This is a genomic window from Bradyrhizobium sp. CCBAU 45321 (assembly GCF_028128975.1).
GTDB lineage: Bacteria > Pseudomonadota > Alphaproteobacteria > Rhizobiales > Xanthobacteraceae > Bradyrhizobium > Bradyrhizobium yuanmingense.
In genome coordinates this window covers 21,158-46,392 of sequence record NZ_LFKZ01000115.1, presented here as the reverse complement: position 1 = coordinate 46,392, position 25,235 = coordinate 21,158, and the positions used below count along the sequence as shown (strand labels likewise).

General features: G+C 64.9%; 26 protein-coding genes and 1 other RNA gene. 10 read left to right on the top strand and 17 right to left on the bottom strand.

The features are described from left to right. Window positions 1–114: 114 nt before the first annotated feature. On the top strand, window positions 115–306 hold the full coding sequence (locus ACM43_RS14315; RefSeq protein ID WP_271540721.1) for a hypothetical protein: 192 nt from the start codon (window positions 115–117) through the stop codon (window positions 304–306). A 348-nt stretch (window positions 307–654) separates the two neighbouring features. On the opposite strand, the gene ACM43_RS14305 is transcribed toward ACM43_RS14315, so the two are convergent. The 3 genes from ACM43_RS14305 to ACM43_RS14295 all read right to left on the bottom strand — a co-directional run bounded on the left by ACM43_RS14305 (window position 655) and on the right by ACM43_RS14295 (window position 1,468). Beyond that, window positions 655–876, bottom strand: coding sequence for a hypothetical protein (locus ACM43_RS14305; RefSeq protein ID WP_027572524.1), 222 nt, complete (start codon window positions 874–876; stop codon window positions 655–657). Window positions 877–925: 49 nt separating this feature from the next. Further along, window positions 926–1,168 carry a transcriptional regulator gene (locus ACM43_RS14300; protein ID WP_157284815.1) on the bottom strand — a complete coding sequence of 81 codons (243 nt, stop codon included), beginning with the start codon at window positions 1,166–1,168 and terminating at the stop codon, window positions 926–928. A 90-nt stretch (window positions 1,169–1,258) separates the two neighbouring features. Then, a complete protein-coding gene (locus tag ACM43_RS14295) occupies window positions 1,259–1,468 on the bottom strand; it encodes a cold-shock protein (RefSeq protein WP_197961561.1) in 210 nt (69 codons plus the stop codon). A 438-nt stretch (window positions 1,469–1,906) separates the two neighbouring features. Between ACM43_RS14295 and rpsU the strand changes: the two genes are divergently transcribed. Beyond that, complete coding sequence (gene rpsU / locus ACM43_RS14290) at window positions 1,907–2,182, top strand: 30S ribosomal protein S21 (RefSeq protein WP_128263103.1); 276 nt, start codon at window positions 1,907–1,909, stop codon at window positions 2,180–2,182. Between the two features lie 99 nt (window positions 2,183–2,281). Here the strand turns inward: rpsU and ACM43_RS14285 are convergent, their stop codons facing one another. The 3 genes from ACM43_RS14285 to ACM43_RS14275 all read right to left on the bottom strand — a co-directional run bounded on the left by ACM43_RS14285 (window position 2,282) and on the right by ACM43_RS14275 (window position 3,240). Then, window positions 2,282–2,560, bottom strand: coding sequence for a DUF1488 domain-containing protein (locus ACM43_RS14285; protein WP_036037411.1), 279 nt, complete (start codon window positions 2,558–2,560; stop codon window positions 2,282–2,284). Window positions 2,561–2,684: 124 nt separating this feature from the next. Next, window positions 2,685–2,981: a hypothetical protein gene (locus ACM43_RS14280; protein ID WP_157284730.1), complete on the bottom strand. Its 297-nt coding sequence runs from the start codon at window positions 2,979–2,981 to the stop codon at window positions 2,685–2,687. Continuing rightward, on the bottom strand, window positions 2,974–3,240 hold the full coding sequence (locus ACM43_RS14275; protein ID WP_271540719.1) for a hypothetical protein: 267 nt from the start codon (window positions 3,238–3,240) through the stop codon (window positions 2,974–2,976). The genes ACM43_RS14280 and ACM43_RS14275 overlap by 8 nt, the downstream gene beginning before the upstream one ends. 371 nt (window positions 3,241–3,611) lie before the next feature. Here ACM43_RS14275 and ACM43_RS14270 point away from each other — a divergent pair, with 371 nt between their 5' ends. Beyond that, window positions 3,612–3,938, top strand: a complete 327-nt coding sequence (locus ACM43_RS14270) for a hypothetical protein (RefSeq protein WP_271540718.1) — start codon at window positions 3,612–3,614, stop codon at window positions 3,936–3,938. A gap of 26 nt (window positions 3,939–3,964) precedes the next feature. Here ACM43_RS14270 and ACM43_RS14265 read toward each other — a convergent pair whose 3' ends face one another. After that, window positions 3,965–4,576 (bottom strand): TetR/AcrR family transcriptional regulator, encoded by a 612-nt coding sequence (locus tag ACM43_RS14265; RefSeq protein WP_271540717.1) that lies wholly within the window; start codon window positions 4,574–4,576, stop codon window positions 3,965–3,967. 131 nt (window positions 4,577–4,707) lie between these two features. On the opposite strand from ACM43_RS14265, the gene ACM43_RS14260 reads away from it, so the two are divergent. From ACM43_RS14260 to ACM43_RS14245, 4 genes are all read left to right on the top strand, one after another. Continuing rightward, window positions 4,708–5,937, top strand: a complete 1,230-nt coding sequence (locus ACM43_RS14260; protein ID WP_271540716.1) for a cytochrome P450 — start codon at window positions 4,708–4,710, stop codon at window positions 5,935–5,937. A gap of 134 nt (window positions 5,938–6,071) precedes the next feature. Beyond that, window positions 6,072–9,731, top strand: a complete 3,660-nt coding sequence (locus tag ACM43_RS14255) for an AsmA family protein (RefSeq protein WP_271540715.1) — start codon at window positions 6,072–6,074, stop codon at window positions 9,729–9,731. A 334-nt stretch (window positions 9,732–10,065) separates the two neighbouring features. Beyond that, on the top strand, window positions 10,066–11,184 hold the full coding sequence (locus tag ACM43_RS14250) for a DUF2336 domain-containing protein (RefSeq protein ID WP_271540714.1): 1,119 nt from the start codon (window positions 10,066–10,068) through the stop codon (window positions 11,182–11,184). Window positions 11,185–11,215: 31 nt separating this feature from the next. Continuing rightward, window positions 11,216–11,458, top strand: coding sequence for a hypothetical protein (locus tag ACM43_RS14245; RefSeq protein WP_036024966.1), 243 nt, complete (start codon window positions 11,216–11,218; stop codon window positions 11,456–11,458). A 41-nt stretch (window positions 11,459–11,499) separates the two neighbouring features. Here the strand turns inward: ACM43_RS14245 and ACM43_RS14240 are convergent, their stop codons facing one another. The 10 genes from ACM43_RS14240 to ssrA all read right to left on the bottom strand — a co-directional run bounded on the left by ACM43_RS14240 (window position 11,500) and on the right by ssrA (window position 21,171). After that, entirely contained in the window at window positions 11,500–13,206 is a 1,707-nt protein-coding gene (locus ACM43_RS14240; protein WP_271540713.1) for an ATP-binding protein, read from the bottom strand. Beyond that, window positions 13,203–14,717 carry an ATPase domain-containing protein gene (locus ACM43_RS14235; RefSeq protein WP_271540712.1) on the bottom strand — a complete coding sequence of 505 codons (1,515 nt, stop codon included), beginning with the start codon at window positions 14,715–14,717 and terminating at the stop codon, window positions 13,203–13,205. Before ACM43_RS14235 ends, ACM43_RS14240 begins: the two co-directional genes overlap by 4 nt. A gap of 233 nt (window positions 14,718–14,950) precedes the next feature. Further along, entirely contained in the window at window positions 14,951–15,448 is a 498-nt protein-coding gene (locus ACM43_RS14230; protein ID WP_271540742.1) for a GNAT family N-acetyltransferase, read from the bottom strand. A gap of 187 nt (window positions 15,449–15,635) precedes the next feature. Next, window positions 15,636–17,507 (bottom strand): ferrous iron transporter B, encoded by a 1,872-nt coding sequence (gene feoB, locus ACM43_RS14225; RefSeq protein WP_271540741.1) that lies wholly within the window; start codon window positions 17,505–17,507, stop codon window positions 15,636–15,638. Window positions 17,508–17,543: 36 nt separating this feature from the next. Then, entirely contained in the window at window positions 17,544–17,819 is a 276-nt protein-coding gene (locus ACM43_RS14220) for a FeoA family protein (RefSeq protein WP_036006563.1), read from the bottom strand. A 116-nt stretch (window positions 17,820–17,935) separates the two neighbouring features. After that, window positions 17,936–18,187, bottom strand: coding sequence for a ribbon-helix-helix domain-containing protein (locus tag ACM43_RS14215; RefSeq protein WP_025038043.1), 252 nt, complete (start codon window positions 18,185–18,187; stop codon window positions 17,936–17,938). Further along, window positions 18,184–18,372 carry a DUF4169 family protein gene (locus tag ACM43_RS14210; RefSeq protein WP_109144934.1) on the bottom strand — a complete coding sequence of 63 codons (189 nt, stop codon included), beginning with the start codon at window positions 18,370–18,372 and terminating at the stop codon, window positions 18,184–18,186. The genes ACM43_RS14215 and ACM43_RS14210 overlap by 4 nt, the downstream gene beginning before the upstream one ends. Window positions 18,373–18,647: 275 nt before the next feature. Then, window positions 18,648–20,081 (bottom strand): class II fumarate hydratase, encoded by a 1,434-nt coding sequence (gene fumC / locus ACM43_RS14205; RefSeq protein WP_271540740.1) that lies wholly within the window; start codon window positions 20,079–20,081, stop codon window positions 18,648–18,650. 89 nt (window positions 20,082–20,170) lie between these two features. After that, window positions 20,171–20,689 carry an SspB family protein gene (locus ACM43_RS14200; protein ID WP_157284719.1) on the bottom strand — a complete coding sequence of 173 codons (519 nt, stop codon included), beginning with the start codon at window positions 20,687–20,689 and terminating at the stop codon, window positions 20,171–20,173. 115 nt (window positions 20,690–20,804) lie between these two features. After that, window positions 20,805–21,171, bottom strand: a transfer-messenger RNA (tmRNA) gene (gene ssrA / locus ACM43_RS14195). A gap of 585 nt (window positions 21,172–21,756) precedes the next feature. Here ssrA and ACM43_RS14190 point away from each other — a divergent pair. From ACM43_RS14190 to ACM43_RS14180, 3 genes are all read left to right on the top strand, one after another. Then, complete coding sequence (locus ACM43_RS14190) at window positions 21,757–22,518, top strand: tripartite tricarboxylate transporter TctB family protein (RefSeq protein ID WP_157284718.1); 762 nt, start codon at window positions 21,757–21,759, stop codon at window positions 22,516–22,518. Between the two features lie 7 nt (window positions 22,519–22,525). Then, entirely contained in the window at window positions 22,526–24,040 is a 1,515-nt protein-coding gene (locus ACM43_RS14185; RefSeq protein WP_271540711.1) for a tripartite tricarboxylate transporter permease, read from the top strand. 140 nt (window positions 24,041–24,180) lie between these two features. Continuing rightward, entirely contained in the window at window positions 24,181–25,161 is a 981-nt protein-coding gene (locus tag ACM43_RS14180; RefSeq protein WP_271540710.1) for a tripartite tricarboxylate transporter substrate binding protein BugD, read from the top strand. Window positions 25,162–25,235: the final 74 nt, after the last annotated feature.

The window sequence follows — 25,235 nt, the reverse complement described above, 5'->3', positions numbered from 1 at the left end:
TTCCCGGCCCATAGGAACGCATCTGCGACAGACGGTTTGGTGTACGGCATCCACCGGAGAGGTACCGCGCCATGGTCCGGGGCAATAAGCCGTCTGGTGGACTTGAGGCTTGCGTTGCACGCCGATCAGGATAATCAGAAGGTGCGCGCTCGCAAAATGGCCGCTGACAAGATCGACCGCATGGGCGATGCGGCAACGACGGCGGAGGATAGGGCAACCCGCAAGCAGCATCTGCTCGATGGGCCCAACGAGTTCCGCGGGGTGCGAATTGTTCGGTCCAAGCGCCGCAAGCCGACCCGAGAATAGGCCGAGCAGCAACCAAGCCGCCACGCCGGCGGACGTCGAATTCACGACGGAGGACAAGCCATGAGACGGAATTCCCAAGCGCGTGCGGTAACCGAGGCGAACAACCTGTTCAAGCAGACCGCGACGAAACCAGCGACTGATTACGAGAAAGCAGACCAAGCCTTCCACGCAAATCGCGAGCGGCTAAAGGCCGAACGTCTGGCGAGGGAGGCCGAGCGACAAAGCCCCTCCGAGAAGACGAGTTAGTGTCGCATAGGCACGCAGGCGGGAGCGCCTTCAGAGCGTCCTTCTATGACGAGAGCTGGACCGGTCAACCAGGATGACGCTCATCTCGGAGATAATCGCGCTTCAGAGCATCGACAGGACGACAATCCCGTCTTCGAGCTCTCCTGAAGCCAGGCGCGCCCGCGCCATACGCTCGAATTCCGTGCGATGCTTCTGTAGATAGCTGAAGGCCTGCTTCTGCGTGTTGAATGTCGTTGCAAGCCGGCACATCTGCCGATTTGCGCCGGACGCGAGAAAGAAAGTGATGGTTCCGTGATCTGGCTTTATGCGAGGCACGATCTGCACTCTCCGGCATGGGATCGGCACTTCAGATTTCGCCGGCGATGTTGGACGGCTATCGCGCCAGCTTCCTTGTCCGCTTCTTGAGCTTAGGCACCGGCAAAGTCGACCGAAGAGCTTCATCGGCCGCTTCCCTTGCCTGGCGCGCCTCTCGGAGCCGCGCCATGTTCTTGCGAACCTCGATGGCTTGCCTTTCCACGTCCGCCAATGCCCGCGCGCCCTCTTCAGCGGCCAGGCGCTTGCGATCGGAACGCGCAATGCTTTCGGGTGACGGCTCTGCCGGCTTCTTGCTGCTCATCATTCACCCGCAAAGACTAAACCCGCTCAATCCAGGGATTGAGCGGGCAAAGCGACCGTTTCAGTACATCCGTGAAACGGCGCCAAGATATCAAGCCAGCGAGAGGTTCTCGGCGCTGGACTTGCCCCGCATCTTGTCGGTCTTGATCTCGAAATTGACCTGCTGGCCCTCGCCCAGACCAGCGAGCCCAGCCCGTTCAACGGCGCTGATGTGAACGAACACATCGTTGCCACCGTCGTTTGGCTGGATGAAACCGAAGCCCTTTTGGCCGTTAAACCACTTGACCGTACCTGTCGTCATTGTCTTCTCCAAAGCGCGCGAGCGCATCCCGCGCGACAATCGCGCGGTTACCTTCAACTTCGTCGATGTCTTTGGAAAAGGAGCCCGCGGGCGCATTCAACAAGGCACAGCGGCTAATCGAACAACTTCAATATATACGACTTTCGCGCATTTGCAAGGAGCGAAGCCAGTTTGTTTGCTGCAAGGCGGTTCTTCTGTTCCGATCGTGGCGCTTTGCGAGTGTCGGTCAATCAGCGAGCAAGGCGTTATCGATTGACAGCGCAGCACGACAATGGTCACGTGGCGCCACCAAGCTGCTCGCTGTGACAAGCAGATCGGCTCGTCCGAAGCCGCGACCAATGTCGCGGCCCACCATCATCACACATCGCAATGAAGCTCCTGCGCAATTGGCTGCCCTGCAGGACGTGTCGCATTCGCAGCCCGAGCCAGGAGGATCAATTGCACGTACTCGTCAGAGACAACAACGTTGAGCAGGCACTGCGCGTTCTCAAGAAGAAGATGCAGCGTGAGGGCGTCTTCCGGGAAATGAAGCAGCGACGGTCCTACGAAAAGCCGTCGGAGAGGAAGACCCGCGAGAAGTCCGAGGCCGTTCGCCGCGCCCGCAAGCTGGCTCGCAAGCAGGCGATCAGGGAAGGATTGCTGCCCGCGCCGCCGAAAAAGAAACCTTTCGAGCGCAAGCCGCCATTGCCGGAGATCAAGGCAAGGCCCGAGTAGCAACGATCGACTTTCCGGATCTCATACCATGCCGCGTCAGCGTGACGCTGCAGAAAAGCCCGACCAGGCTTCGCGGGCTGTCTTCGATGGGCTGAGATCCTATCGCCTGAAATCGATGCCGCGCAGAACGATGCCCGGCGGGGTACCTTCGAACTCTGTGGCGCGATACTTGCTCGCAGCACACGCTTCGATGCGATCCCGTAGACGCGCGAATTGGGCTTCCCGCTGCTCGGGCCTGACTTGCGGGCCCTGCTCGAGATCGTCCATCGCGGAGGTCGAAATTGCGCAAGGAATCTCCCTGGCGCCGTCATGCATCGAGAACCGTACGATCATCCGCTCGTATTCATGGCCGATAAAGCGGCCGCTCGTCAGGGTCATGGCCTACTCCATTGCACGTCGGTGTCCTGGCGCGGTCGCGCCATCCGGTCATTGACCGGGACCGCGCGCCGGTTTCCTGGCTCGCACCGGCATGCGCGTAGAATGCGGGCGGCCGTCGCTCGGCTCAGCCGTCCCCGGACAGCCGTGCGAAATCGTCGAACAGCGCCGACACGAGCGCGCGGTGGCGCGTGTCCTCTGCCGGAAGACTCGCAGCATAGAGGTTGAGCAGATGGCGCGCCTTCACCGCGGCTTCCTGCCAGGACGCAGCGGGCACCGTCATCATGCGGTGCTCGAGATCGGCCTCGCGCTCGCGCAACTCCCTGACATGGGCCTCGACCTCGGCCAGCGCGCGGCGCAGGTCGGTGGCCTTCTGCGCGGCCATGCCACGGTGCTTGTCGAGATCGACCGGCCGGTCAGTCATTGGCTATGCTCGCGTCCGCTGCTTGCGCATCAGCAAGATCGACAGAACCGATCGACAGTACCTCCGTGGTACCGCGCAGGCCTTCCGCAGGGACAGTGATCATCGTGGCAACCCGGCGATAGGCGGCGAATGTCAAGCCGTCGATCGTCTCCTCATCCGTGACGACCTCGTAAGTGCCCGCCGGCAAGGTGCGCGCGATGCCGCGGATTTGGAACGGACGCCTGAAGATGACGGTCTCTCGCCGCGAGCGGATGGTCATGCACGCCTGCCTTTCGCAAGTGAAGCCCCAACCGGTGCTGGCTGCGACGAGCATGCGCCTTTGGCGCGGCAATAGCCAGCACTATCGTCTGCGTTAGCGGCGAACGGTTTGTCACGGTGCGGCGCTGGCCCGCGACGCATTTAGCGCTCGCTATTGGTTCGGCCCGGGCGTAGGGTCGTTGTCATCACCGCGCTTCTCAACGGCATCGACCGGTGACTGAGGGTCACGTGTGCTCCCGCCGAAGGCTTCGCAGGAGCGTTCGATGTCGCGTGTCCGCATCTTGGAATGGATCGTGCCGCCGGTGATCGTTCCGCTGTTTCTTCTGATTCTCGTGTGCGCCGCTGCGGTCATCAATGGCTAGGACAACACGCGTGCCGTATCTGGTCAGCGGCACCAACGAATACGGCAGCTCCAATCTCGGCCGCGGAACTGCGACGGTCGCGCTACGTCTCGCGGAAAAGCTGCTGCGCGAGGGCTACATGGACGTCAGGGTCTGCACCCCGCGCGGCCGTGTCCTGCAGCCGAATGAATTCGACGAACTCAAACCAGCAACGGAGAGCGACATGGCAAAGGGCCAGCAACGCGGCAACCGCGAAGCCAAGAAGCCGAAGAAGGAAAAGGCCAAGGTCATCGCCGCGGCTCCGTCCCGCAAGGAAGTCGCCTGGCAACCGGATTTCGGACCCGCAAAGAAGAAGTAAGGAGCGCCGGTCGCGGAAGGCACCCGCTAGGCCGGGGCCAATCCAGTCCTGCGCCGGAGATCCGTGATCGCGCGCAGGAAACTGTCGGCCGGCGTCGTCTCGGGGTCGATCAGCCGGTGCAGGCGAAAGCCGTCTTCCAGCGCGAGCACGACGGAGGCGATCCAGGGCGGGTTCAGATTGACGTTGCGCCCGTTGCTCTTCGATGTCGCCTCGACGATGTCGGCGACCAGCCTGCGCCGCGCCCGCAGGCGTTTGGCGAGCTCCGGGCGGCGCTTCTCGGCGCGCGCGACGAACAGGATCATCTCCATGTGGAGCAGGGGCGAGCGGCCGAGCGGATCCTGGCGGCTGCGATCCATCGCCTTCAGCGCCGCGATGAAATCGTCGAGATTGTCGTGCTGCGCCAGGATGTCCATGTTGCGCCGGATCGACTGCGCGACATGATCCTCGAGCATGGCGAAGATCAATTCGTCCTTGCTCCTGAAGTTCGAATAGAACGCGCCGCGGGTGAAGCCCGCCGCCGCCGCGATCGCCTCGATGCTGGCGCCGCCGATGCCGTCCGCCTCGAACACGCGCGCGGCCGCCTCGAACAGCGCCTCGCGCGTGTCGTCCCTGGTCGGCCTGGTTCTCACCCTTGACATCGGCGCAGCTTAGGGCAGAATGCAACTCGATACAACAATGTATCGAGTTGATAATCTTCGAGGGATGGTTACGCCGGGCGATGGGGCAGCCTTGCGTATGCGTGTCATGCGGCAACCGATCCGAGGTCACCATGAACGAGCAAGTGCAACCATTTGGCGGACCGCTGTTCAACCCGCTCTCGCCGGATTTCATCCGCGATCCCTATCCGCACTATGAACGGCTGCGCACGGTCGATCCGATCCATGTGACGCCGTTCGGCCAGTACGTCGCCAGCCGTCACGCCGAGGTCAGCCTCGTGCTGCGTGACAAGCGCTTCGGCAAGGATTTCGTCGAACGCACCACGCGCCGCTACGGCCCGGAGATCATGAAGGAGCCGGTGTTTCGCAGCATGAGCCAATGGATGCTGCAAGCCGATCCGCCGGACCACACGCGCCTGCGTGGCCTGGTCGTGAAGGCCTTCACCGCCCGCCGCGTCGAGGACATGCGGCCGCGGATCCAGGAGATCGTCGACCAGGCGATCGATGCCGTGATCGCGCGCGGGCACATGGACCTGATCGAGGATTTCGCCTTCCGCCTGCCCGTCACCATCATCTGCGACATGCTCGGCATCCCCGAGGAGCATCGCGAGGTGTTCTACAAGAGCTCGCGGGACGGCGGGCGGCTGCTCGATCCCGTGCCGCTCTCGCCGGAGAAGATCAAACAGGGCAACGCCGCCAACCTGATGGCGCAGATGTATTTCCAGCAGCTGTTCGAGCTGCGCCGCAAGAATCCCGGCGACGACCTCATCACCCAGCTGGTGCAGGCCGAGGAGGACGGCAACAAGCTCACCAACGAGGAGCTGACCGCCAACATCATCCTGCTGTTCGGCGCAGGGCACGAGACCACGGTCAACCTGATCGGCAACGGGCTGCTCGCGCTCCACCGCAACCCGGATCAGCTTGCGCTGCTGAAGGCGAAACCGGAGCTGATCACGAACGCGGTCGAGGAGTTCCTGCGCTATGATTCCTCGGTGCAGATGACCGGGCGCGTTACGCTGGAGGATATCGACGACCTCGGCGGCGTGAAGATCCCCAAGGGCGAGACCGTGCTGTGCCTGCTCGGCTCGGCCAACCGCGATGGCGCGGTCTACCCCGACAGGCCCGACCGGCTGGACGTCACCCGGGCGAACGTCAAGCCGCTGTCGTTCGGCGGCGGCATCCATTTCTGCCTGGGGGCCCAATTGGCGCGGATCGAGGCCGAGATCGCCATCGCGACCCTGCTGCGGCGGCTGCCGGATCTGCGCATCGACGACATCGAGACCCCGGAATGGCGGCCGACCTTCGTGCTGCGCGGGCTGAAGCGGCTGCCGGCGAGCTGGTGAAGGGGGCTTGCGCGTTAACCTCCGCGCGCAACAGTCGCTGTGACTTCGCCACACTTCCCCCTATATAAGGGGCTGTTCCGGCGCGCCTGAGGCTCTCAGCTTCGGCCCAGGCCGGTTTGGCCGAGGGGAGACCCGTGCAGACGACGCTGCTCGGATTGGCGATTGCCTTCATCATTGCGCTGCTGGCCGCGCTGATCGGGCCTTACTACATCGACTGGAACCAGTTCAGGCCCCAGTTCGAGGCGGAGGCCGGCAAGATCATCGGCGTGCCGGTGCGGGTGGCGGGCGAGCTCGATGCGCGGCTGTTGCCGGCGCCGACATTGCGGCTGCGCGGCGTCACCTTCGGTGGCAACAACGATCTCGGCCGCCTGCGCGCCGACAAGCTCGACGTCGAGTTCAGCCTCGGCTCCCTGATGCGCGGCGAATGGCGCGCCACCGAGCTTTCGGTCGGCGGCATGGCGGTCGATCTTGGCCTGGACGCGCGCGGACGGGTCGATTTGCCCTCCACCGCGAGCGGCACCTTCAACCTGGCCTCCCTCGCCATCGAGCGGCTGAACCTCGCCGGCCGCATCGCCTTGCACGATGCCGCCAGCCGCTCGACGCTGGAATTGAACGACATCGCCTTCTCCGGCGACGTGCGCTCGCTCGCAGGCTCGGTGCGGGGCGAGGGCAGCTTCGCCGCGCGCGGCGTGCGCTACCCGTTCCGTGTCTCCTCCGGCCCCAGCGCCGACGGCAGCGCCACCCGTCTCCACCTCAACATCGATCCCGGCGAGCGCGCCATCCTCGCCGATCTCGAGGGCGTGCTCGCCTTCGACAACCGCCAGCCGAAATTCGAGGGCGCGCTGACCCTCGCCGTGCCCGCGGCCAGGAAGGCGGGCGAGGCGGGACCGACGCCCTGGAAGCTGGCGACCAGGCTCAAGGCCGATCCGGCCGGCGCGAAATTCGAGCAGATCGACGCGAGCTTCGGCCCGGAGGACACCGCGCTGAAGCTCGGCGGCGTGGGCGACCTCAGGTTTGGCGCATCGCCCTTGCTGCGCGCGGTGCTGTCGGCGCGGCAGGTCGATGCCGACAGGTTGACCGCCAAGGACGATGCCGATCCGCAGCGCGTCCTGCCGGCGCTGCGCGCAGGGCTGGCGGCGATCCCGCAGGTGCCGATCCCTGCCCAGATCGAGTTCAATGCCGATCAGATCATGCTCGGCGGCCGTCCGCTCCAGAATATCGCGACCGAGCTTGCGACCGACGGCCGGTCCTGGACGTTCCGGCGGCTGGAGCTGCGCGCGCCCGGCATGACGCAGGTCTCGCTCAATGGCGCAGCTCCCGGCGCCGACAGTTTCAGCGGCCGGCTCAGCGTCGAATCCTCCGATCCAGACACGCTGGTGGCCTGGCTGCAGGGCCGCAGCGAGATCAATCGCCGCAGCACGCGGCCGCTGCGCCTTTCCGGCGACGTCACCATCGCCGCCAATCATCTGGCCATCGAGAGGCTGAAGGCCGACATCGACGGCGGCGCGGTCGAAGGCCGCATCGTCTTCGTGCAGACAGGCGCGAGCAAGGGCTCGCGGATCGATGCGGACCTCAGGGCCGACCGTCTCGACCTCGATGCCGCCGCGAGCTTCGTGCGCGCGCTGGCGGGGCCGCAAGGCGAATGGCCGGAAGAGGCAAAGCTCTCGCTCGATATCGGCCGCGCGATCTCCGCCGGCCAGGAGCTGCGGCCGTTCGCAGCCAGGCTCGCCTACAGCCCGGCGTCGCTGTCGCTGGAGCAGCTGCGCTTCGGCCAGGGCGGCGGCGTGACCTCGGAGGCGAGCGGCAGCTTCGACCGCACCAAGACGACCGGCAAGCTCGCGCTGAAATCCTCGGCCAATTCGCTGCGCGAGCTCACCGCGCTGGTCGAGCCGTTCGCGCCCGCGCTGCGCGCGCGCCTCGATGCGCTCCCGTCCTTGCCAGGCGCGACCCGTCTCAAGCTCGATCTCAGCCTCGACAAGAACGCCGAGCATGCCGATCGCAGCAATGCCCGCTTCGTGCTCGACCTCGACGCACCGCAGCTCAAGACCACGGCGACCCTGGCCGCGCAGACGCCGGCGGCCGCCATCGGCGGTATCGACCTCGAACGCCTGCGCAACAGCGACTTCACGCTGGACGCGAAAGTCGCGGCGCCGCAGGCCGGCGCGCTGTTGGCGCTGCTCGGGCTCGATCGCATCGTGGCCGCGGGCGAGGGCGCCTCGCAATTCGAAGGACGGTTGAGCGGAGCCTGGCGCCGTCCCTCGCAATTGAACGCAAAGCTCAGCGGCGGCGGGCTCGATGCCGACGCGCAAGGCAGCGTCGAATGGTCGGAGCCCAAATCGTCCGAACCCAAATCGTTCGAACCGAAGGCGAGCGTGAACCTGCGCGTGCGCAACGCCAATCTGGCGCCGCTGCTCGGGACCAGCCTGGCCGGCAAGTCGGCGCAGAATGTCAGCCTGTCCTCCCGCCTCACGCTCTCCGGCAATCGCCTGACCTTCGGCGATCTCGAAGGCAATGCCGCGGGCTCGCATCTGCGCGGCCATGTTTCGGTGACGCTCGATCAGGACAAGAGCATCGACGGCGAGGTCGGTCTCGACTCGCTCGATCTGGCGCCGGCGCTCGCAATCGCCGTCGGCGCAGCCGGTCGTGAGTCCGGCGAGCCGCTCAGCGCAGGATTGGTCAGCGGCTGGCGCGGCCGCATCGCCTTCCAGGCCTTACGCGGAACGTTGCCCGGCGGCATAGAGCTCCGCCCCTTCGGCGGCACGATCCGGAGCGACGGCCAGTCGCTCGCATTCGATGCGCTCAAGGGCGGCGTCGGCGGCGGCGACATGTCCGCAAGCCTGGACGCGCGCAATGGCGCGGGTGGTCTTGCGCTGAACGCGCGCATCGAGCTCAGCAACGTCGATGCGGCGGCGCTGCGCTATCGCGACCTCGCCCTGCCCAAGGGGCGCGCCTCGGTGCAGATGGCGCTGACCAGCCAGGGCCGCAGCGTCGCGGCCTTGACCGGCGCGCTCGCCGGCAACGGCACGGTGACGCTCGAATCCGCCGAGATCGCCGGCCTCAATCCGCGTGCGTTCGAGATCGCCATCCGCGCCAGCGACGGCGGCCAGGTCAATGACGACAACCGGCTGCGGCAGCTTGTCGAGCCCGCGCTGTCGGCGGGGCGCATCGCGGTGCCCTCGGCGCAGATTCCGTTCACGATCCGCGACGGCCGCCTGCGCATCGGCGCAACGCCGCTGGAAGCGAAGAACGCCCGCGCCATCGTCTCCGGCGGCTACGACATTCCGGCGGACCAGGCCGACATCCGCGCCAGCCTGACGCCAATCATGACCGGGCTTTCCGGCGCCCCGCCCGAGATCCAGCTGTTTGCGGCAGGCCCGCCCGACAGGCTGACCCGTACCATCGACCTCGCACCGCTGTCGTCATGGCTCGCGGTGCGCACGATCGATCGCGAGACGCGGCGGCTCGACGCCATCGAGCGCGGCGAGCCGCCGCCGGCCACCGCTGCGCTGCCGACGCTGGTGTCCCCGGAGATAGCGACCGAGCAGGCGCCACCCAACGTGCCGCTGCCGGGCCAGGACCCGCGCCGCGCGCCGGCAAAGCCCAGGGTGGCGCCGACCCCGAAAGCTCCGCAGGCCGCGCCCGCCGCGCCCAGCCCTTCACTGACGAGCCCGCCGCTCGCGAGCCAGCAGCTCGCGCCGCTCCCTCCGGCCATCGACGTGAAGCCCGCCCCGGGCCCGCCGCCCGCCAAGCCCAGGCCGAAGCCGCCGCTGGTGCTGACGCCGCAGAATCCGTAGACGGCGCTATCTAAAGCGCTCCGGTGCCGATGCTCGTCATGCCCGGGCTTGTCCCGGGCATCCACGTTCTTTGTGCCATGCGGCAAGGCGTGGATGGCCGGGACAAGCCCGGCCATGACGCGGAGAGGTTTCAGTGCCCAAAGCTTCTCGGCTCTTGCACAACAGTAAATCCATTCCCTCGCATTTGAACGAATTTTCGTCGGCAAAACTGATTTGCCGACTTTACTGAATTCTCGCGTTTCATCTCTAGCGTGGGTTCCCAGAGGAATTCGGCGTCGCGCCGCGAGCGGCGGGACGGCTCGCCAACGGGCTGCCAAGAACTGGGGTGATCGAGATGAACGGGGCGAAATCGCTTCTGCAGGATCTGGACGACGCGATCGCGCGCGGCACCGACGAAAGCCGGGCGCGTGCATTGTGGCATGCGACCGACATCCTGATCACCGGCCGCTACAGCGACGACGAGATCAGCATGTTCGGCGAGGTGATCGGCCGGCTCGCCGACGAGATCGAGGTGGCAGCGCGCGCGCAGCTCTCCGAAGTGATGTCGGCCTGCGATCATGCTCCGCTCAACGTCATCGAAAGGCTCGCCCTCGACGACGAGATCGCGGTTGCCGGTCCCGTGCTGCGCGATTCCAACCGCATCGACGAGAAGATGCTGGTCCAGAGCGCCATGACCAAGGGCCAGGCGCATCTGCTGGCGATCTCGCAGCGCCAGTCGATCGGCGAAGCCGTGACCGACGTGCTGGTCAAGCGCGGCAACCAGGAGGTCGTGACTTCGGTCGCCAAGAACGAGGGCGCGCGCTTCTCCGGCTCGGGTCTCTTGCACATGGTCCGCCGCGCCGAGGGCGATTCGATCCTTGCCGAGCAGCTCGGCCTGCGCAAGGACGTGCCGCGCCACATCTTCCAGCAGCTGATCGCGAAGGCCTCCGAAGACGTCCGCCGCCGCCTCGAGACCGAGCGGCCCGAGATGATGTCGCAGATCCAGAGCTCGGTCACCGAGGTCACCGGCGATCTCCAGTCCAAGTTCGGCCCGTCCTCGCGCAGCTATTTCGTCGCCAAGCGCGTGGTCACGACGCAGTATCGCCAGGGCAATCTCAACCAGGACTCGATCTCGAACTATGCCCGCCAGCATCGCTTCGACGAGGTGCAGATCGGCCTGTCGCTGCTGTCGGCGCTGCCGGTCGACGTGATCGAGCGCGCGCTGATGGACCGCAACCGCGAGATGATCCTGGTGCTGTGCAAGGCGCTCGACTTCTCCTGGGACACGACGATGTCGCTGTTGTTCCTCGGCGCCAAGGATCATCTGATCACGGCGCGCGACCTTCGCGACAACGAGCGCGAGTTCGGCCGGCTCAACATCGAGACATCGCGCAGCATTCTGAAGTTCTACCAGTCGCGCAAGACCGGCGCGGGTGCCGATGCGGGCCGTCAGCCCGAACTTCAAGTCCACTGACAGGTCCACTGAGGAGATGGGAGTACCTGCAATGTTGCCTCAATTCGGCACCGCCGTTCGCAAGAAGAATCTCGCCAATGCCGGCGCCACCGATCTCGGCGGCGCAGCTCCGGACAAGGCCTCGGTGGACGCCGCCTGGCTCGTGCTGGAAGCCGCCAACGACCTCGGCGACCACGCCGCGGTGGACGCCTGCCGCCGCGTCATCGACGCCGAGCTGAACGGCACGGCGGCCCGCAGCGCGGACGTCGATCTCGTGCTGGGATATTTCAGGTAAGACTTCGTAGCCTGCGAGACGCAGCGAATCGGGGATCGCTCTCAGCAGGAATGGGAGCGCTTGGATTCCGCATCGAGCCTTAGACTTGATCTCGCCGCGCTCAGCGCTGCCGCCAGCTCGTCGATGTGATAGGGCTTCGCCAGGATCTGAATGCCCGCTGCGTCGGCCTCGTGAGCGGACGCTTCCGAATATCCGCTGGTCAGTAACACCGGGATGTCGCTTCGCCGATTTCGGATCTCTCGCGCAAGCTCGACCCCGTTCATGCCGCCCGGCATCATGATATCCGAAAAAACGACATCGACCGAGCGGCCATCGGCCAAAGCCCCGAGCGCCGCGGCAGCGCTCGCGGCCCGCGTGACGTTGTAACCGAGCTGGCCGAGCATTTCGCTGACCAGCGCGGCAACTTCGTCATCGTCCTCCACCAGCAGGATTTCGCCCTGATTGCTCTTTTTCGGCCGGACCCTGGTGAGGTCGATCAGATGTCGTTCGCTGGAAGGAAGCTCGTACGATCGCGGCAGGTACAGCTCGATGCTCGTGCCTCGCCCGACTTCCGATTGAATTCGCACGGTGCCCCGGGACTGGGTGGCAAATCCGTGGACCTGCGCCAGCCCGAGCCCCGATCCCTTTCCCACGTCCTTGGTCGTGAAGAACGGCTCGAACACGCGCGCCAAAATCTCGGGAGACATGCCGACGCCGGTATCGATGACGGACAGGCGGACGTAGTCGCCCGCGATCTGCCCGTGGTTGAAACCAGGTAGGTTTTCGCCCCTCACAACGATCGTCCCGCCATTGGGCATGGCATCGCGGGCATTGACGGCCAGGTTGAGAATGACCAGCTCGAGCTCTCCGGGGTCGACCTCCACCGGCCATAGAGTGTCCGGAAAGTCGAACTCGACGTGAACGTCGCCTCGCAAACTGCGATCGAGCAGTTCTCGCATCCCGCCGATCTGCGCGGCCACGTCGACGGGCTCCGGCCGGAGCTTCTGCCGCCGTGAGAACGCCAGAAGCTGCTTGGTCAGGCTTGCCCCGCGCTGCGCCGCCTGGATCATCCCGTCCATCAGACGGCGACGGCGGGCCGGATCAGTCTGGCGTTCGAGCATGTCGAGGCCGCCGGAAATCACCATCAGGAGATTGTTGAAGTCATGGGCGACACCACCGGTGAGCTGGCCGATGGCCTCGATCTTCTGGGCCTGGCGCAGCGTCTCCTCCACGCGCGTGCGTTCGTTCATTTCGAGGCGAAGCTGCTCGTTGGCTTCTTCCAGCTCTCGCGTCCGCTCGACCACCAGTTTCTCGAGCTCCTGCGCGGTCTGCTCGCGTGCTTCGAGCAGAGCCCGGATTTCATATTGACGCCGTCGGGCGCGCATCGCCGATTGAATCGCGCTGGTCAGCGTGATCGGCTGGACCGGACGTTCGAGCAGCGAAACGTTTCGCAGGAGCTCGACGATACTGCGTCTCCATGCGACAACTGCCGGCTGCTCCCGATGGCTGGTAAGAACGACAAAGGGAAGGTCGGACCATGGCGGCTGGTTCGCAATCCAATGTGCCAGCGGCGCCGTGTCTTTGCCGAATAGTCCTTCCTCGGCCAAAAAAACCGCTCCAACGCCAGCCGCCATCTCGGCAACGAGTTCTGGCAAGCTCCGGCAATTGACCGCTTCCAGGCTTGCGCCGCGAAAAAGCTCCGCCGATGCCGGTCCGTCGCGACCGATCGGGGCGAATATCAGAATGCGGTCGTCCCGGTCGGCACTCATTCGGCCGGTCCGTCCGGTAACACCGTGCCGGTGTAACGAGGATTGCCGGAGAAAATGCCGCTGAACTCCTGGAGAGGTGGACCGAGCTTGATCCCCGCGCCGCCGAGCCGGAACTCGCGGATGCTGTGTTCGTGATTGCCGCTGCGCTTCTTGACGACCGAGAGCGCGCGCCGCACCGTCCCGCCGAACTCGAAATAGCGCAGCATCAGCACCGCATCGCTCAAATAGCTGATGTCGAGCGGCGTATCCATCGGGCCAACGAGCCCATGCTGGGCGAGGATCAGGATGGTGAGCACGCCCTGCTGGGCCAGATAGCTGAGCAGTTCATGCATCTGCAGAATGAGGAAGCGTTCGTCCGGCATCGCGTTCAGATAGCCGTTCAAGCTGTCGATGACGATGATGCGGGCATTGTCGGCCTCGACGCTGCGGCGAAGCGTTGCCGCGAACTCGCCCGGCGACAATTCGGCGGGATCGATCTGCTGAAAGCGGATCCGTCCGGAGGCGAGGTGCTCGTCCAGCGGCAGTCCGAGCGTCCTGGCACGTGCCTCAACCGTTCCGCGTCCTTCATCGAATGCGAACAACACGGCGTGCTCGCCGCGTTGCGCCGCCGCGATGGCGTAGGTCAGCGCAAGTGACGACTTGCCGACGCCGGCCGAGCCGAGCAGGAGCGCGTTGGTGCCGCGCTCGAGCCCGCCTCCGAGGAGCTGGTCGAGCTCGGGGTTGCCGCTGGACACCATGTCGCCTTCGAATGATCTGTGATGTTCGGCTGCGACGAGCCGGGGATAGATGCGCAGGCCGCCTTGCGCGATCGTAAAATCGTGGAAGCCGCCGCGAAAACGGATGCCGCGCATCTTGATCACGCGAAGCCGTCGCCGCTCGGCACCGTAGTCGATGGCCAGTTGCTCGAGCATCACGACGCCGTGTGCGATCGAATGCAGTTGCAGGTCGTCCTGGGAAGAGGACAGATCGTCGAGCAGAACCACGGTGCAATTGCGGTTGGTGAAGAAGTGCTTCAGGGCCAGAACCTGGCGCCTGTAGCGGAGCGGGTTCTGCGCCAGCAGCCGCAATTCGGAGAGACTGTCGAGCACCACGCGGGTGGGATTGATCCGTTCGACCTCCTTGAAGATCAGACCCGTGGTCTCGCTCAGCTCCATCTCGGCAGGATGAAAAACCGTCAGCTCCCGCTCGGGATCGAGCGTCGTCTCGGGCGGGACAAGCTCGAAGATGTCGACTCCGTCCAGCGACCAGCCGTGTCGTTGCGCGACCAAGGTGAGCTCGCGCTTCGTCTCGGAAAGCGAGATGTAGAGTACGCGTTCGCCGTCCCGCACCCCGCGGAGCAGAAACTGGAGCGCAATCGTGGTCTTGCCGGTGCCGGGTCGTCCCTCATAGAGGTACATCCGGTTGGGGTCCAAGCCACCGCCGAGGATATCGTCCAGTCCTTCGCTGCCGGTCGAAACTCTCGGCGAATCCTTGAGGTCGCTGCCTGGGGCAGCCGCGGATTGACCGGTCATGAACCCCCCTTACGCGTATCTTCCCAAAGCTCTCCATGCGCTCCAAGCGCTTGCCGGGAGCCGGATGACTGAAAGGTCCGTCTAAGGAACTCCGAGGCCGGGCTTGAGTTCCCGCTCGAATGCCTCGGGCTGTCAGGCGACCGCTTCGCCGCTCAGACTGAGCCGACCCCCTGGGGGGTGTCGGTTCAAAAATGAACACAAGCGATCAGCCGCCGTCGGCCCCGCCGCGGCATTCACCGCCTGATGCGGTAAATCACGACATCTTCGCCGTGACGGTTCGTGCTGCGCTCGAGGAGATAGTTCGACTTCTCCAGCACGCGGCGGGATGCAGTGTTGCCGACATGGACGATGCCGATGAGGGACGGCAGCGCAAGCTGCAACAGGCCGATGTCCGTCAGCTTGGCCGCGATCTCGCTTGCAAATCCCTGGCCCCAGAATTCGCGCTTGAATGCGTAGGCGATCTCGATCTCGTCGACATCGTCCACCACAATGTGCCGAATGCCGGCACGTCCGGCGAAGGCCCCGTCCTTCGTTCGCAGCGTCCAGAGCCCGAAGCCGTGCTGGTCCCAATGGGCCATGTTGGTCGCGAGATAGGCCTTCGTGACCTCGGGCGTCCGTACCCCGCCGAGAAAACGGGAGACCTCGGCGTCGCGATGCAGCGCGACAAGGTCGCCGAGGTGATCTTCGCGCAATCGCTCGGCGGTCAGGCGGTCGGTGGTGAAATGGTCCAGGGGGACAGATCGCCGGGTCGGTGGCGTGTCGTTCATGGTGCTATCGCTGGGGCTGAATTTTGACATCATGCCACTGTTTTGCCCGACGGAGCAAGCAGCGACTTAGGATAATCCGCAATCCATTGATTTCACGACCCCCGGTCTACTGTGCATGGGGTTGTTTTCGCAGTTTTGTTTTGGAAGGGGGCTACCCCGCCCCCAGCGCGACCGCGACGTTGTACGTCACGAGGCTCGCCGCATAGGCCAGCACCAGCATGTAGGCGAAGGTGACCCCCATCCAGGCCCAGCTGCCGGTCTCGCGCCGGATCACGGCCAGCGTGGAGGCGCATTGCGGGGCGAAGATGTACCAGGCCAGCATCGACAGTGCGGTCGCGAGCGACCATTTCGTCGCCAGCACCTGGCCGATCTGCTCGACCGCTTCGTTGCCGCCCTCGATCGCATAGACGGTGCCGAGCGCCGCGACCGCGACCTCGCGCGCCGCCATGCCCGGGATCAGCGCCACCGCGATCTGCCAGTTGAAGCCGACGGGGGCGAGCAGGGGTTCGAGCGCCTTGCCGATCATCGCCGCGAGGCTGAACTCGATGGCCGGCCCGGACGCGCCCGCGGGCGGCTGCGGGAACGAGGCCAGGAACCAGATCAGCACCATCATCGAGAAGATCGTGGTGCCGGCGCGGTACAGGAACATCTTCGCGCGGGTGAAGATGCCGATCGCGACCGACTTCAGCCGCGGCATCTTGTAGTCCGGCAGCTCCAGCATGAAGGGCGCCGGCGCAAAGTCGCGCAGCATGAAGAACTTGATCAGGAACGAGACGACGAGAGCGCTGACGATGCCGGTGGCGTAGAGCCCGAACATCACGAGGCCCTGCAGGTTGATGAAGCCCCAGACGTCCTTGGCCGGGATGAAGGCGGAGATGATCAGCGTATAGACCGGAATGCGCGCCGAGCAGGTCATCAGCGGCGCGATCAGGATCGTGGTCAGCCGGTCGCGCTTGTTGTCGATGACGCGCGTCGCCATGATGCCGGGAATGGCGCAGGCAAAGCTCGACAGCAGCGGAATGAAGGCGCGGCCGTGCAGGCCGGCGCCGCCCATGATGCGGTCCATCAGGAACGCCGCGCGCGCCATGTAGCCGAAATCTTCCAGGAGCAGGATGAACAGGAAGATGAGGATGATCTGCGGCAGGAACACGATGACGCTGCCGACGCCGGAGATCACGCCGTTCTGCAAGAAGCTTTGCAGCAAGCCGTCGGGCAGGGTGGCCTGCACCAGCTCTCCGAGCGAGTCGAAGCCGGACTTCAGCAGCTCCATCGCCGGCTGCGCCCAGGCGAACACCGCCTGGAACATCACGAACAGGATCAGCGCGAGCACGATCAGCCCGCCGACCGGATGCAGCACGATCGCGTCGATCCGTGCGGTCCAGGTGTCGGGACGAGCAGGCAAGCTGACGCAGTCGGCGATGATGCGGTCGGCCTCGCGTTGGGTGGCGCGCAGCTCGGAGACGCCGAGCGCGCGCCAGCTGTTCTCGACCGGCTCGGCGGCGAGCGCTGCGGAAATCTCGTCGGTCAGCTTGAGCAGGTCGGCCGTGCCGCCCTTGCGCACCGCGATCGAGGTGACTACGGGCACGCCGAGCTCCTTGGCGAGCCGCTCGACGTCGACAGTGATGCCGCGGCGGCTTGCGATGTCGAACATGTTGAGCACGAGGATCATCGGCCGCCCGGTGCGCTTCAGCTCCAGCAGCAGGCGGATGGTCAGGCGCAGATTGGTGGAATCGGCGACGCACAGCACGAGATCGGGCAGGGTCTCGCCGGAGGCCTTGCCGAGCACGAAGTCGCGGGTGATCTCCTCGTCCGGGCTGCGGCCGCGCAGCGAATAGGTGCCGGGCAGGTCGACCACGGAGACCTGGCGGCCGAGCGGGGTGACGAAGAAGCCTTCCTTGCGCTCGACCGTGACGCCGGGATAGTTCGCGACCTTCTGCCGGCTGCCGGTCAGCGCGTTGAACAGCGAGGTCTTGCCGCTGTTGGGCGTGCCGACCAGGGCGAGATGCAGCAGCGGTGCTTCCATGGGATCAAGGGCCTGGGGCAAGATTCCGCTCGCGCGTCAGGCGACGATGATGGCCATGGCTTCGCGACGGCGGACCGCGATCGTGGTGCTGTCGACCCGTACCGCGATCGGATCACGCCCGACCAACCCTTCATGCAGGATCTCGACCCGGGCGCCCTCGACGAAGCCGAGTTCGATCAGGCGGCTCTCGAGCTCGACGTCCGAAAGCGCCGAGCCAGCCTCTTTGGCGGCAAGGTGTTGGATGACGCCGGTATAGCCGCGCTGGGCCAGACCCAGCGGCATGTGCGAACGCGTATCAGTGGTGTCGGTCATGCCCTGTATTTTCAACGCCGGGCATTGAGGTCAAGCGTGCCCGCGCGCCGAAGCTGCACCTTAGAGCGATTTTAAAGTGCAGGGGCGTGGGCGCCGTCGCAGGCGCCTCCCGACGGCTACTGGGCCGGGACCTTGTCCGGCTGGGCGGCCATGGCGCGGCTCTTGAAGTAGTCCAGGACGAAGAGGCGGATCGCCGACGACAGATTGCCCTGCTGGCGGTTGTTGTCGATCTCGCCGACCAGCTCGGACAACGTCATGTTGCGCAGGCCGGAAATCTCTTTCATGCCGTTCCAGAACGCCTCTTCCAGGCTGACGCTGGTCTTGTGGCCGGCGACGACGATCGACCGCTTCACGACCGGCGACTTCATGGCTGCTCCTCGCGATCGATCCGGTGCTGGTCCAGATGCTCCTTGGCCTGGTCCGCCCGCTTCGCCTCGGACGACCGTTCCGCCTTCGTGCGCCCGAACTTCGCCCGGTTGGCGTCCGCCTGCTTCGCCGAGGCTTCCCGCTCGACGCGCTTCCTGAAACGATTCAGGTTGATGACGTTCCCCATGCCGCGTCTCCATCATCCGATCCTCGTCAGGCAGGATGAAACATTCAGAAACAGGGCGCCGCATTGCGCCCCAGAAGACTTGATCGCCATTCGCTCGTCCTCGTCAATCGGCCCTTGGGCCATCAAACGATGAAATTCGCCCCGTCGAGGGCAGTGGAGCTGCGTAACACGCCGCCCCGCCGCAACATTGACGGTAATCAAATCCCGCCCCCAAAACCGCATCTTTTTGGGCGCCGAGCGTCCGTATCATTACGGATGGCTATCGGAATTCGGAATCATCCCGGGCTGGTCATCTTCTCGGGGCGCACCAGGCGGTCGAACTCGTCGGCCGCGACGAAGCCGAGCCGCAGCGCCTCCTCCTTCAGCGTGGTGCCGTTGGCATGCGCCGTCTTGGCCACCTTGGCGGCGTTGTCGTAGCCGATCTTCGGCGCCAGCGCCGTCACCAGCATCAGCGAGCGCTGCATCAGCTCCCTGATGCGCTTCTCGTCGGCGCGGATGCCGCTGACGCAATGTTCGGTGAAGGAGCGCGCGGCATCCGCCATCAGGCGGATCGAATGCAGCATGTTGTAGGCCAGCACCGGCTTGTAGACGTTGAGCTCGAAATGACCCTGGCTGCCGGCGACCGTGATCGCGGTGTGATTGCCGAACACCTGGCAGCACACCATGGTCATCGCCTCGCACTGTGTCGGGTTGACCTTGCCCGGCATGATCGAGGAGCCGGGCTCGTTCTCCGGCAGGATCAATTCGCCGAGGCCCGAGCGCGGGCCGGAGCCGAGCAGGCGGATGTCATTGGCGATCTTGAACAGGCCGGTCGCGACCGAATTGATGGCGCCGTGCGCCAGCACATAGGCATCGTTCGAGGCCAGCGCCTCGAATTTGTTGGCGGCGCTGGTGAAGGGCAGCTTGGTGATCCCGGCAACGTGCTTTGCGAACAGCTTGGCAAAGCGCGGCTTCGAGTTGAGGCCGGTGCCGACGGCCGTGCCGCCCTGCGCCAGCGGATAGAGGTCCTTCACCGCGATCTTGAGCCGGGCGATGCCGCTTTCGACCTGCGCGGCATAGCCGGAGAATTCCTGACCGAGCGTCAGCGGCGTCGCATCCTGGGTATGGGTGCGGCCGATCTTCACGATCTTCGAGAACTCCTTCTCCTTCTTGCGCAACGCGCGCAGCAACTCGGCAAGGGCAGGCACGAGATCGGCATTGATGCGGCTTGCCGCGGCGATGTGCATCGCGGTCGGGAAGGAGTCGTTCGACGACTGGCTCATGTTGACGTGATCGTTGGGATGCACCGGCTTCTTGGCGCCGAGCTCGCCGCCGAGCAACTCGTTGGCGCGGTTGGCGATCACCTCGTTGAGGTTCATGTTGCTCTGGGTGCCCGAGCCGGTCTGCCATACGACCAGCGGAAAATGGTCGTCCAGCTTGCCCTCGATCACCTCGCGTGCAGCGCGGATGATGGCATTGGCGCGGCGCTGGTCGAGCAGGCCGAGCTCGAGGTTGGATTGTGCGGCGGCGAGCTTGACCATGCCGAGTGCATGCACGAGCGAGATCGGCATGCGGTCGGTGCCGATGCGGAAATTCTGACGCGAGCGCTCGGTCTGCGCCCCCCAATAGCGGTCGGCGGCGACCTCGATGGGACCGAAGCTGTCGGTCTCGGTGCGGGTTGCGGGGCGGGCAGTCTTCGAGCGGGACGCTTTGGCCATGAGCACATCCATTCTGCCGCGCGAAACGCCGCGCGGCCTGTTCATGTGCTTCTCTATATAGGCAGTTTGGGCGGGCGCGACGGCTTCGCGGCCAACCTAGATCATTTCTTGCGAAAACGATCGAGCCGCACGACCTCGGCGCCGCCCTGGCTCGGCGGCGGCGGCTCGTCGGCAGCTTCCGGCTTCTCCGCGGCAGGTGCCGGGACCGATACGGCCGATGGTGCGGGCGCTGCCGGCAGATTGTCCGGCGCGACCTCGGCGACGTCGGAGGTGTCGAACTGGAGGCCGAACTTCACGGACGGATCGAGGAAGCTCTTGATGGCACTGAACGGCACCACGAGCCGCTCCGGAATGCCGCCAAAGGACAGGCCGACCTCGAAACGATCCTCGAGCACGGTCAGGTCCCAGAACTGGTGCTGGAGGATGATCGTCATTTCTTCCGGATATTGTGCGAGCAGCCGCGGCGACAGCTTCACGCCTTCGGCCTTGGACACGAAGGTGATGAAGAAATGATGCTCGCCCGGCAGGCCATGCGCCGCGGCATCGGTCAGCACCTTCCGCAGCACGCCGCGCAGCGCGTCGCGGGCCAGCACATCGTATCGGATATGATCGGTCGCCATGGTGGTCCTGTTGCATCCAAGCAGCCGGACCCTGCCGATCCGACTCGCCAAGCCGCAATAGTACCGCGCCTGACGGGCGAGCAGGAGTCCCCGCCGGGGAAGAATCAAAGAGTAAAGTGGAGGCTTCTGTTGCCAGGTGCCTCCGAACCCCGCCTAGCGGAGCTTAACCCACTAGGACTTTAGAGTGGTCTTTCAAACTGCGTTACGCAGCCTGAGCAACCGGAGCAAAGTTGTCGTTGGCAACTATTGCAGTAGCCCGATAACGGCGGAACAATACCGGGAAAAAGTACGCCCTTTACGCCCTCGTCGATCCTATTTCGCCCCCGCCAAAGCCCAGCTTCGGGCACGCCCGATGATGGGCTTTGGTGGAGGCGCCGGGTACCGCCCCCGGGTCCGAATGGTTTATTGCGACGACCGTTTATTTCCATAGCCGGCGAACCGGCACCCCCAATATAGGGGGCAAAGCTTTCGAAAAACAGAGGGTTGGGGGCGCGATCCCGCGGTTCCCTTTGGATAGGCTTCGGACTGCCGGGCCTATCGCGGCTCTGGCCTTTGGCAGAGGTCGCCGGCCCGATGTGCTGAATCCTTGCGCATGATGACGCTGCTGCTCCAGCGAACGACATTGTCAGTCTCGGCGTCGGTTAATTTCCTGCGGCGGAAAGTAGCAGCACGAGGAGCCGCAAGCTGATCTCCAGCTTCGGCCGGATCTCGCTCTCTCGCCGGGGCTGCGGCGGCAGTGCCCGAAGACGCACAGCATCGCGGTCAGGGCAAAGCACCGACTAAAACGCCCACGCGACTTCACAGATCTCGCCAGGTCCGAACGTGCTTATCGTGATGTTAAATCGGCCTGGTCCAGCAATTGCTGCACTGCGTCTGACGCAATGGTTGCGGCGGCCGCGTCCATCTCGCGCAACTATCCAGTCCGGCTTCTGCTTGCCGGCGGCGCGTTGGGTTTTGCTGGCATTGTGTAACGAAAATCGCTAGGCAGTGATCCGGGGCGGGGGATCCAGTTCCAGTCGATTTAAAACAACAGTGCTCGTGACTTACGGGTCGCGGAGGAGACAGGCATGGCCGACACGATGGGCCACTCAGCGACGGCCACCCGAAATACCAGGCTGGCGCTCGGCTTTTGTCTGCTGGCGATTGCGCCGCAGATTTTCGAATTGATCTGGTCGATCGGGACGATCTTTGGCTGGGGAGCCGGCCGCGGTCCGGCGGCGGTCGTCACCGGCCACGCGACGGCGCTGCTCGCCGGCGCGCCCAGCGCCTTGTTCGGATCGTTCGGCGGCGGCGCCAAGAAGATGTCGTCCGAGGTGCTGCTGGCGCTGATCTATTCCTATCCGCTGTTTGCGGTGGCGATCCTCACGTTGTTCATGACGATCCGATCGGCACAGGATTATGTCGGCGGCGTCGTTCTGATGGCCGTCGCCCTGTTCGCGCTGTGGGCAGGGAGCGATCTGCAGGGCATGCGGGGCTTCTCCTTCGGCGCAGGGACCGCGCCGCGCATGTTCGGCGGGTTGCTGGTCGCCTTGTCAGCCGGCATTGCCTTGACGGGTCTTCTGACGAACGGGCCGGCGATGGCCCATTATTCCTGGCGGGGACCGCTGTTCGTGGTGGCTGCGATCGTCTTCTTCGCCCTGTCGATCCGCTCCCTCGGCCTCGTAGTCACGGCTTTTACCAGCTTCATGATTTCGGCGGCCGGTTCGCACGAGACACGCTGGCTCGAAGCGGCGATCGTCGGCGCCTGCCTGACGCTCGGTTGCGCCATTCTGTTTCCTTACATACTCGGGCTGCCGATGCCGATGTATCCGCGTTTTCTGATCCAGTGAGGGCGTGATGGATATCTTTGCCAACCTCGCTCACGGTTTTGCCGTCGCGTTTACTCCGATCAACCTGCTGATGTGCTTGATCGGCGCCCTGGTCGGAACGCTGGTCGGCGTTCTCCCCGGAATCGGCACCATCGCCACCGTCGCGATGCTCTTGCCGATTACCTTCGGATTGCCGCCGGTTGGCGCGCTGATCATGCTCGCCGGCATCTATTACGGCGCGCAATATGGCGGCTCGACCACGTCGATCCTGGTCAACATACCCGGTGAGGCGACGTCGGTCGTGACCGCCATCGACGGTCACCAGATGGCCAAGCAGGGCCGCGCCGGCCCGGCGCTGGCGATCGCGGCGATCGGCTCGTTCTTCGCTGGCTGCGTCGCGACGGTGCTCATTGCCCTGCTCGGTGCGCCGCTGACGAAACTCGCGCTGGCGTTCGGCCCGGCCGAATATTTCTCGCTGATGGTGCTCGGCCTGATCTTCGCGGTCGTGCTGGCCAAGGGCTCGGTGCTGAAGGCGATCGCGATGATCGTGTTCGGCCTGCTGCTCTCGATGGTCGGTTCGGACATCGAAACCGGTGCCTCGCGTATGGCCTTCAATATTCCGGAGCTTGCTGACGGCCTCGGCTTTGCGACGGTGGCGATGGGGGTGTTCGGCTTTGCCGAGATCATTCGCAATCTAGACCACGGCGCCGGGATGAACCGCGATCTCGTGCAGCAGAAGATCACCGGACTGATGCCCACCAGGAAGGACCTGGCCGATGCGACGCCGCCGATCCTGCGCGGTACCGTGCTCGGCTCGATCCTCGGCATCCTGCCCGGCGGCGGCGCGGTGATCGCGTCCTTCGCGGCCTACACGCTCGAGAAGAAGCTCTCAAAGAATCCGTCCCGGTTCGGCCGCGGCGCTATCGAGGGCGTGGCGGGGCCGGAGAGTGCCAACAACGCCGCGGCACAGACCTCGTTCATTCCGCTGCTCACCCTCGGCATCCCGCCGAACGCGGTGATGGCCCTGATGGTGGGCGCCATGACCATCCATGGCATCGTGCCGGGCCCGCAGGTGATGCAGAAGCAGCCGGATCTGGTCTGGGGCATGATCGCCTCGATGTGGATCGGCAATCTGATGCTCATCATCATCAACCTGCCGCTGGTCGGAATCTGGGTGCGGCTGTTGCGCGTGCCCTACCGGCTGATGTTCCCCTCGATCGTGATCTTCTGCGCGATCGGCATCTATTCGGTGAACAATGCTCCGGTCGACGTCATCCTCGCGGGCGTCTTCGGTCTCGTCGGCTATTGGCTGATCAAGCACGATTTCGAGCCGGCGCCGTTGCTGCTCGGCATGGTGCTGGGACCGCTGATGGAGGAGAACCTGCGCCGGGCGCTGCTGATCTCGCGCGGCGACTGGAGCGTGTTCCTGACGCGTCCGTTGTCCGCGGTGCTGCTCGCGGTCGCGGCGGGCCTGCTTGTCCTTACGGTGCTACCTGTATTGCGCGCCAAGCGCGACGAGGTGTTCACCGAGTCCGAGAATTGATGTTGTGTGCGCCTGCGTCGGCTTCGGTCCTGCGTCGGCGCGCCGCATTCGGAAGTCGAATCGACTTGTGTTACGGCTTTGTGAAATGGAAATGCCGGCCTTTGGGCCGGCATTTTAGTGTGTCCAAAGGGAGGATCGCCATGACGTTCATTCGCGCGCTCACAGGCGCATGTGCAGCTGCGATAGCATCGCTGGGCGCCTTCATCGCAACGGCTGAGGCGCAGACCTATCCGACGCGCAACATTACCGTGATCGTGCCGTTCGCGGCCGGCGGGCCGACTGACGTGATCTCACGCATCGTCACCGGGCACATGGCGCAGACGCTGGGGCAGAGCATCATCATCGAGAACGTGGTCGGCGCCGGCGGCACCACCGCCACGACGCGTGCCGCGCGTGCGGCCAACGATGGCTATACGCTGATCACCGGGCATATGGGCACACATGCCGCCTCCGTGCCGCTCTATCCGAAGCTGGCCTATCACCCCGAGAAGGACTTCGAGCCGATCGCACTTCTGGCCGGCACGCCGATCCTGATCCTGGCGCGCAAGGACTTTCCGCCGAAGGACCTCAAGGAGTTCGTCACCTATGTGAAGGCGAATGCCGAGAAGGTGAACGCCGCGCATGCCGGTGTCGGCTCGGTTTCGCACGTCTCGTGCGAGCTCCTTCACTCCATCCTCGACATCAAGCCCGTCGGCGTGCCCTTCAACGGAACGGGACCTGCGATGAACGCGCTGGTGGGGGGGCAGGTCGATTACATGTGCGACCAGATCGTCAACGCCGTCCCGCAGATCAATGCCGGCACCATCAAGGCCTATGCGATCGCCACGGCCGAGCGCAACCCGTCGCTGCCGAACGTGCCGACCACGGCGGAAGCCGGCCTGCCGGCATTCCAGGCCCAGGCTTGGAACGCGATGTTCGCGCCCAAGGGAACCTCGCCCGCGATCGTGGCAAGTGTGAACGCCGCCGCCATCAAGGCACTCGACGACGAGACGGTGAAGAAGCGCCTGCTCGAGCTCGGTAGCGTCATCCCCGGGCCGAAGGACCGCACCCCGGAGGCGCTGGCGACCCTCGTCAGGAGCGAGATCGCGAAGTGGAGCCCAGTGCTCAAGCCAGCAAATTAAGGAAGGCGATCAAGGCGCTAGGCGAGGGGGCGGAACGCTGCGTTTCGCCCCTTGTCGTTTGTGCCGGGAACACT

Coding starts and splice junctions, on each gene's coding strand:
- ACM43_RS14210 (WP_109144934.1), bottom strand. CDS start 18,372: ATGGGGAACGTCATCAACCTGAATCGTTTCAGGAAGCGCGTCGAGCGG.
- ACM43_RS14275 (WP_271540719.1), bottom strand. CDS start 3,240: ATGACCATCCGCTCGCGGCGAGAGACCGTCATCTTCAGGCGTCCGTTC.
- ACM43_RS14300 (WP_157284815.1), bottom strand. CDS start 1,168: ATGAGCAGCAAGAAGCCGGCAGAGCCGTCACCCGAAAGCATTGCGCGT.
- ACM43_RS14235 (WP_271540712.1), bottom strand. CDS start 14,717: ATGACCGGTCAATCCGCGGCTGCCCCAGGCAGCGACCTCAAGGATTCG.
- ACM43_RS14200 (WP_157284719.1), bottom strand. CDS start 20,689: ATGGCGACCGATCATATCCGATACGATGTGCTGGCCCGCGACGCGCTG.
- ACM43_RS14220 (WP_036006563.1), bottom strand. CDS start 17,819: ATGACCGACACCACTGATACGCGTTCGCACATGCCGCTGGGTCTGGCC.
- ACM43_RS14180 (WP_271540710.1), top strand. CDS start 24,181: ATGACGTTCATTCGCGCGCTCACAGGCGCATGTGCAGCTGCGATAGCA.
- fumC (WP_271540740.1), bottom strand. CDS start 20,081: ATGGATGTGCTCATGGCCAAAGCGTCCCGCTCGAAGACTGCCCGCCCC.
- ACM43_RS14280 (WP_157284730.1), bottom strand. CDS start 2,981: ATGACTGACCGGCCGGTCGATCTCGACAAGCACCGTGGCATGGCCGCG.
- ACM43_RS14250 (WP_271540714.1), top strand. CDS start 10,066: ATGAACGGGGCGAAATCGCTTCTGCAGGATCTGGACGACGCGATCGCG.
- ACM43_RS14295 (WP_197961561.1), bottom strand. CDS start 1,468: ATGACGACAGGTACGGTCAAGTGGTTTAACGGCCAAAAGGGCTTCGGT.
- ACM43_RS14185 (WP_271540711.1), top strand. CDS start 22,526: ATGGATATCTTTGCCAACCTCGCTCACGGTTTTGCCGTCGCGTTTACT.
- ACM43_RS14240 (WP_271540713.1), bottom strand. CDS start 13,206: ATGAGTGCCGACCGGGACGACCGCATTCTGATATTCGCCCCGATCGGT.
- ACM43_RS14190 (WP_157284718.1), top strand. CDS start 21,757: ATGGCCGACACGATGGGCCACTCAGCGACGGCCACCCGAAATACCAGG.
- ACM43_RS14260 (WP_271540716.1), top strand. CDS start 4,708: ATGAACGAGCAAGTGCAACCATTTGGCGGACCGCTGTTCAACCCGCTC.
- feoB (WP_271540741.1), bottom strand. CDS start 17,507: ATGGAAGCACCGCTGCTGCATCTCGCCCTGGTCGGCACGCCCAACAGC.
- ACM43_RS14265 (WP_271540717.1), bottom strand. CDS start 4,576: ATGTCAAGGGTGAGAACCAGGCCGACCAGGGACGACACGCGCGAGGCG.
- ACM43_RS14245 (WP_036024966.1), top strand. CDS start 11,216: ATGTTGCCTCAATTCGGCACCGCCGTTCGCAAGAAGAATCTCGCCAAT.
- ACM43_RS14285 (WP_036037411.1), bottom strand. CDS start 2,560: ATGACCCTGACGAGCGGCCGCTTTATCGGCCATGAATACGAGCGGATG.
- ACM43_RS14215 (WP_025038043.1), bottom strand. CDS start 18,187: ATGAAGTCGCCGGTCGTGAAGCGGTCGATCGTCGTCGCCGGCCACAAG.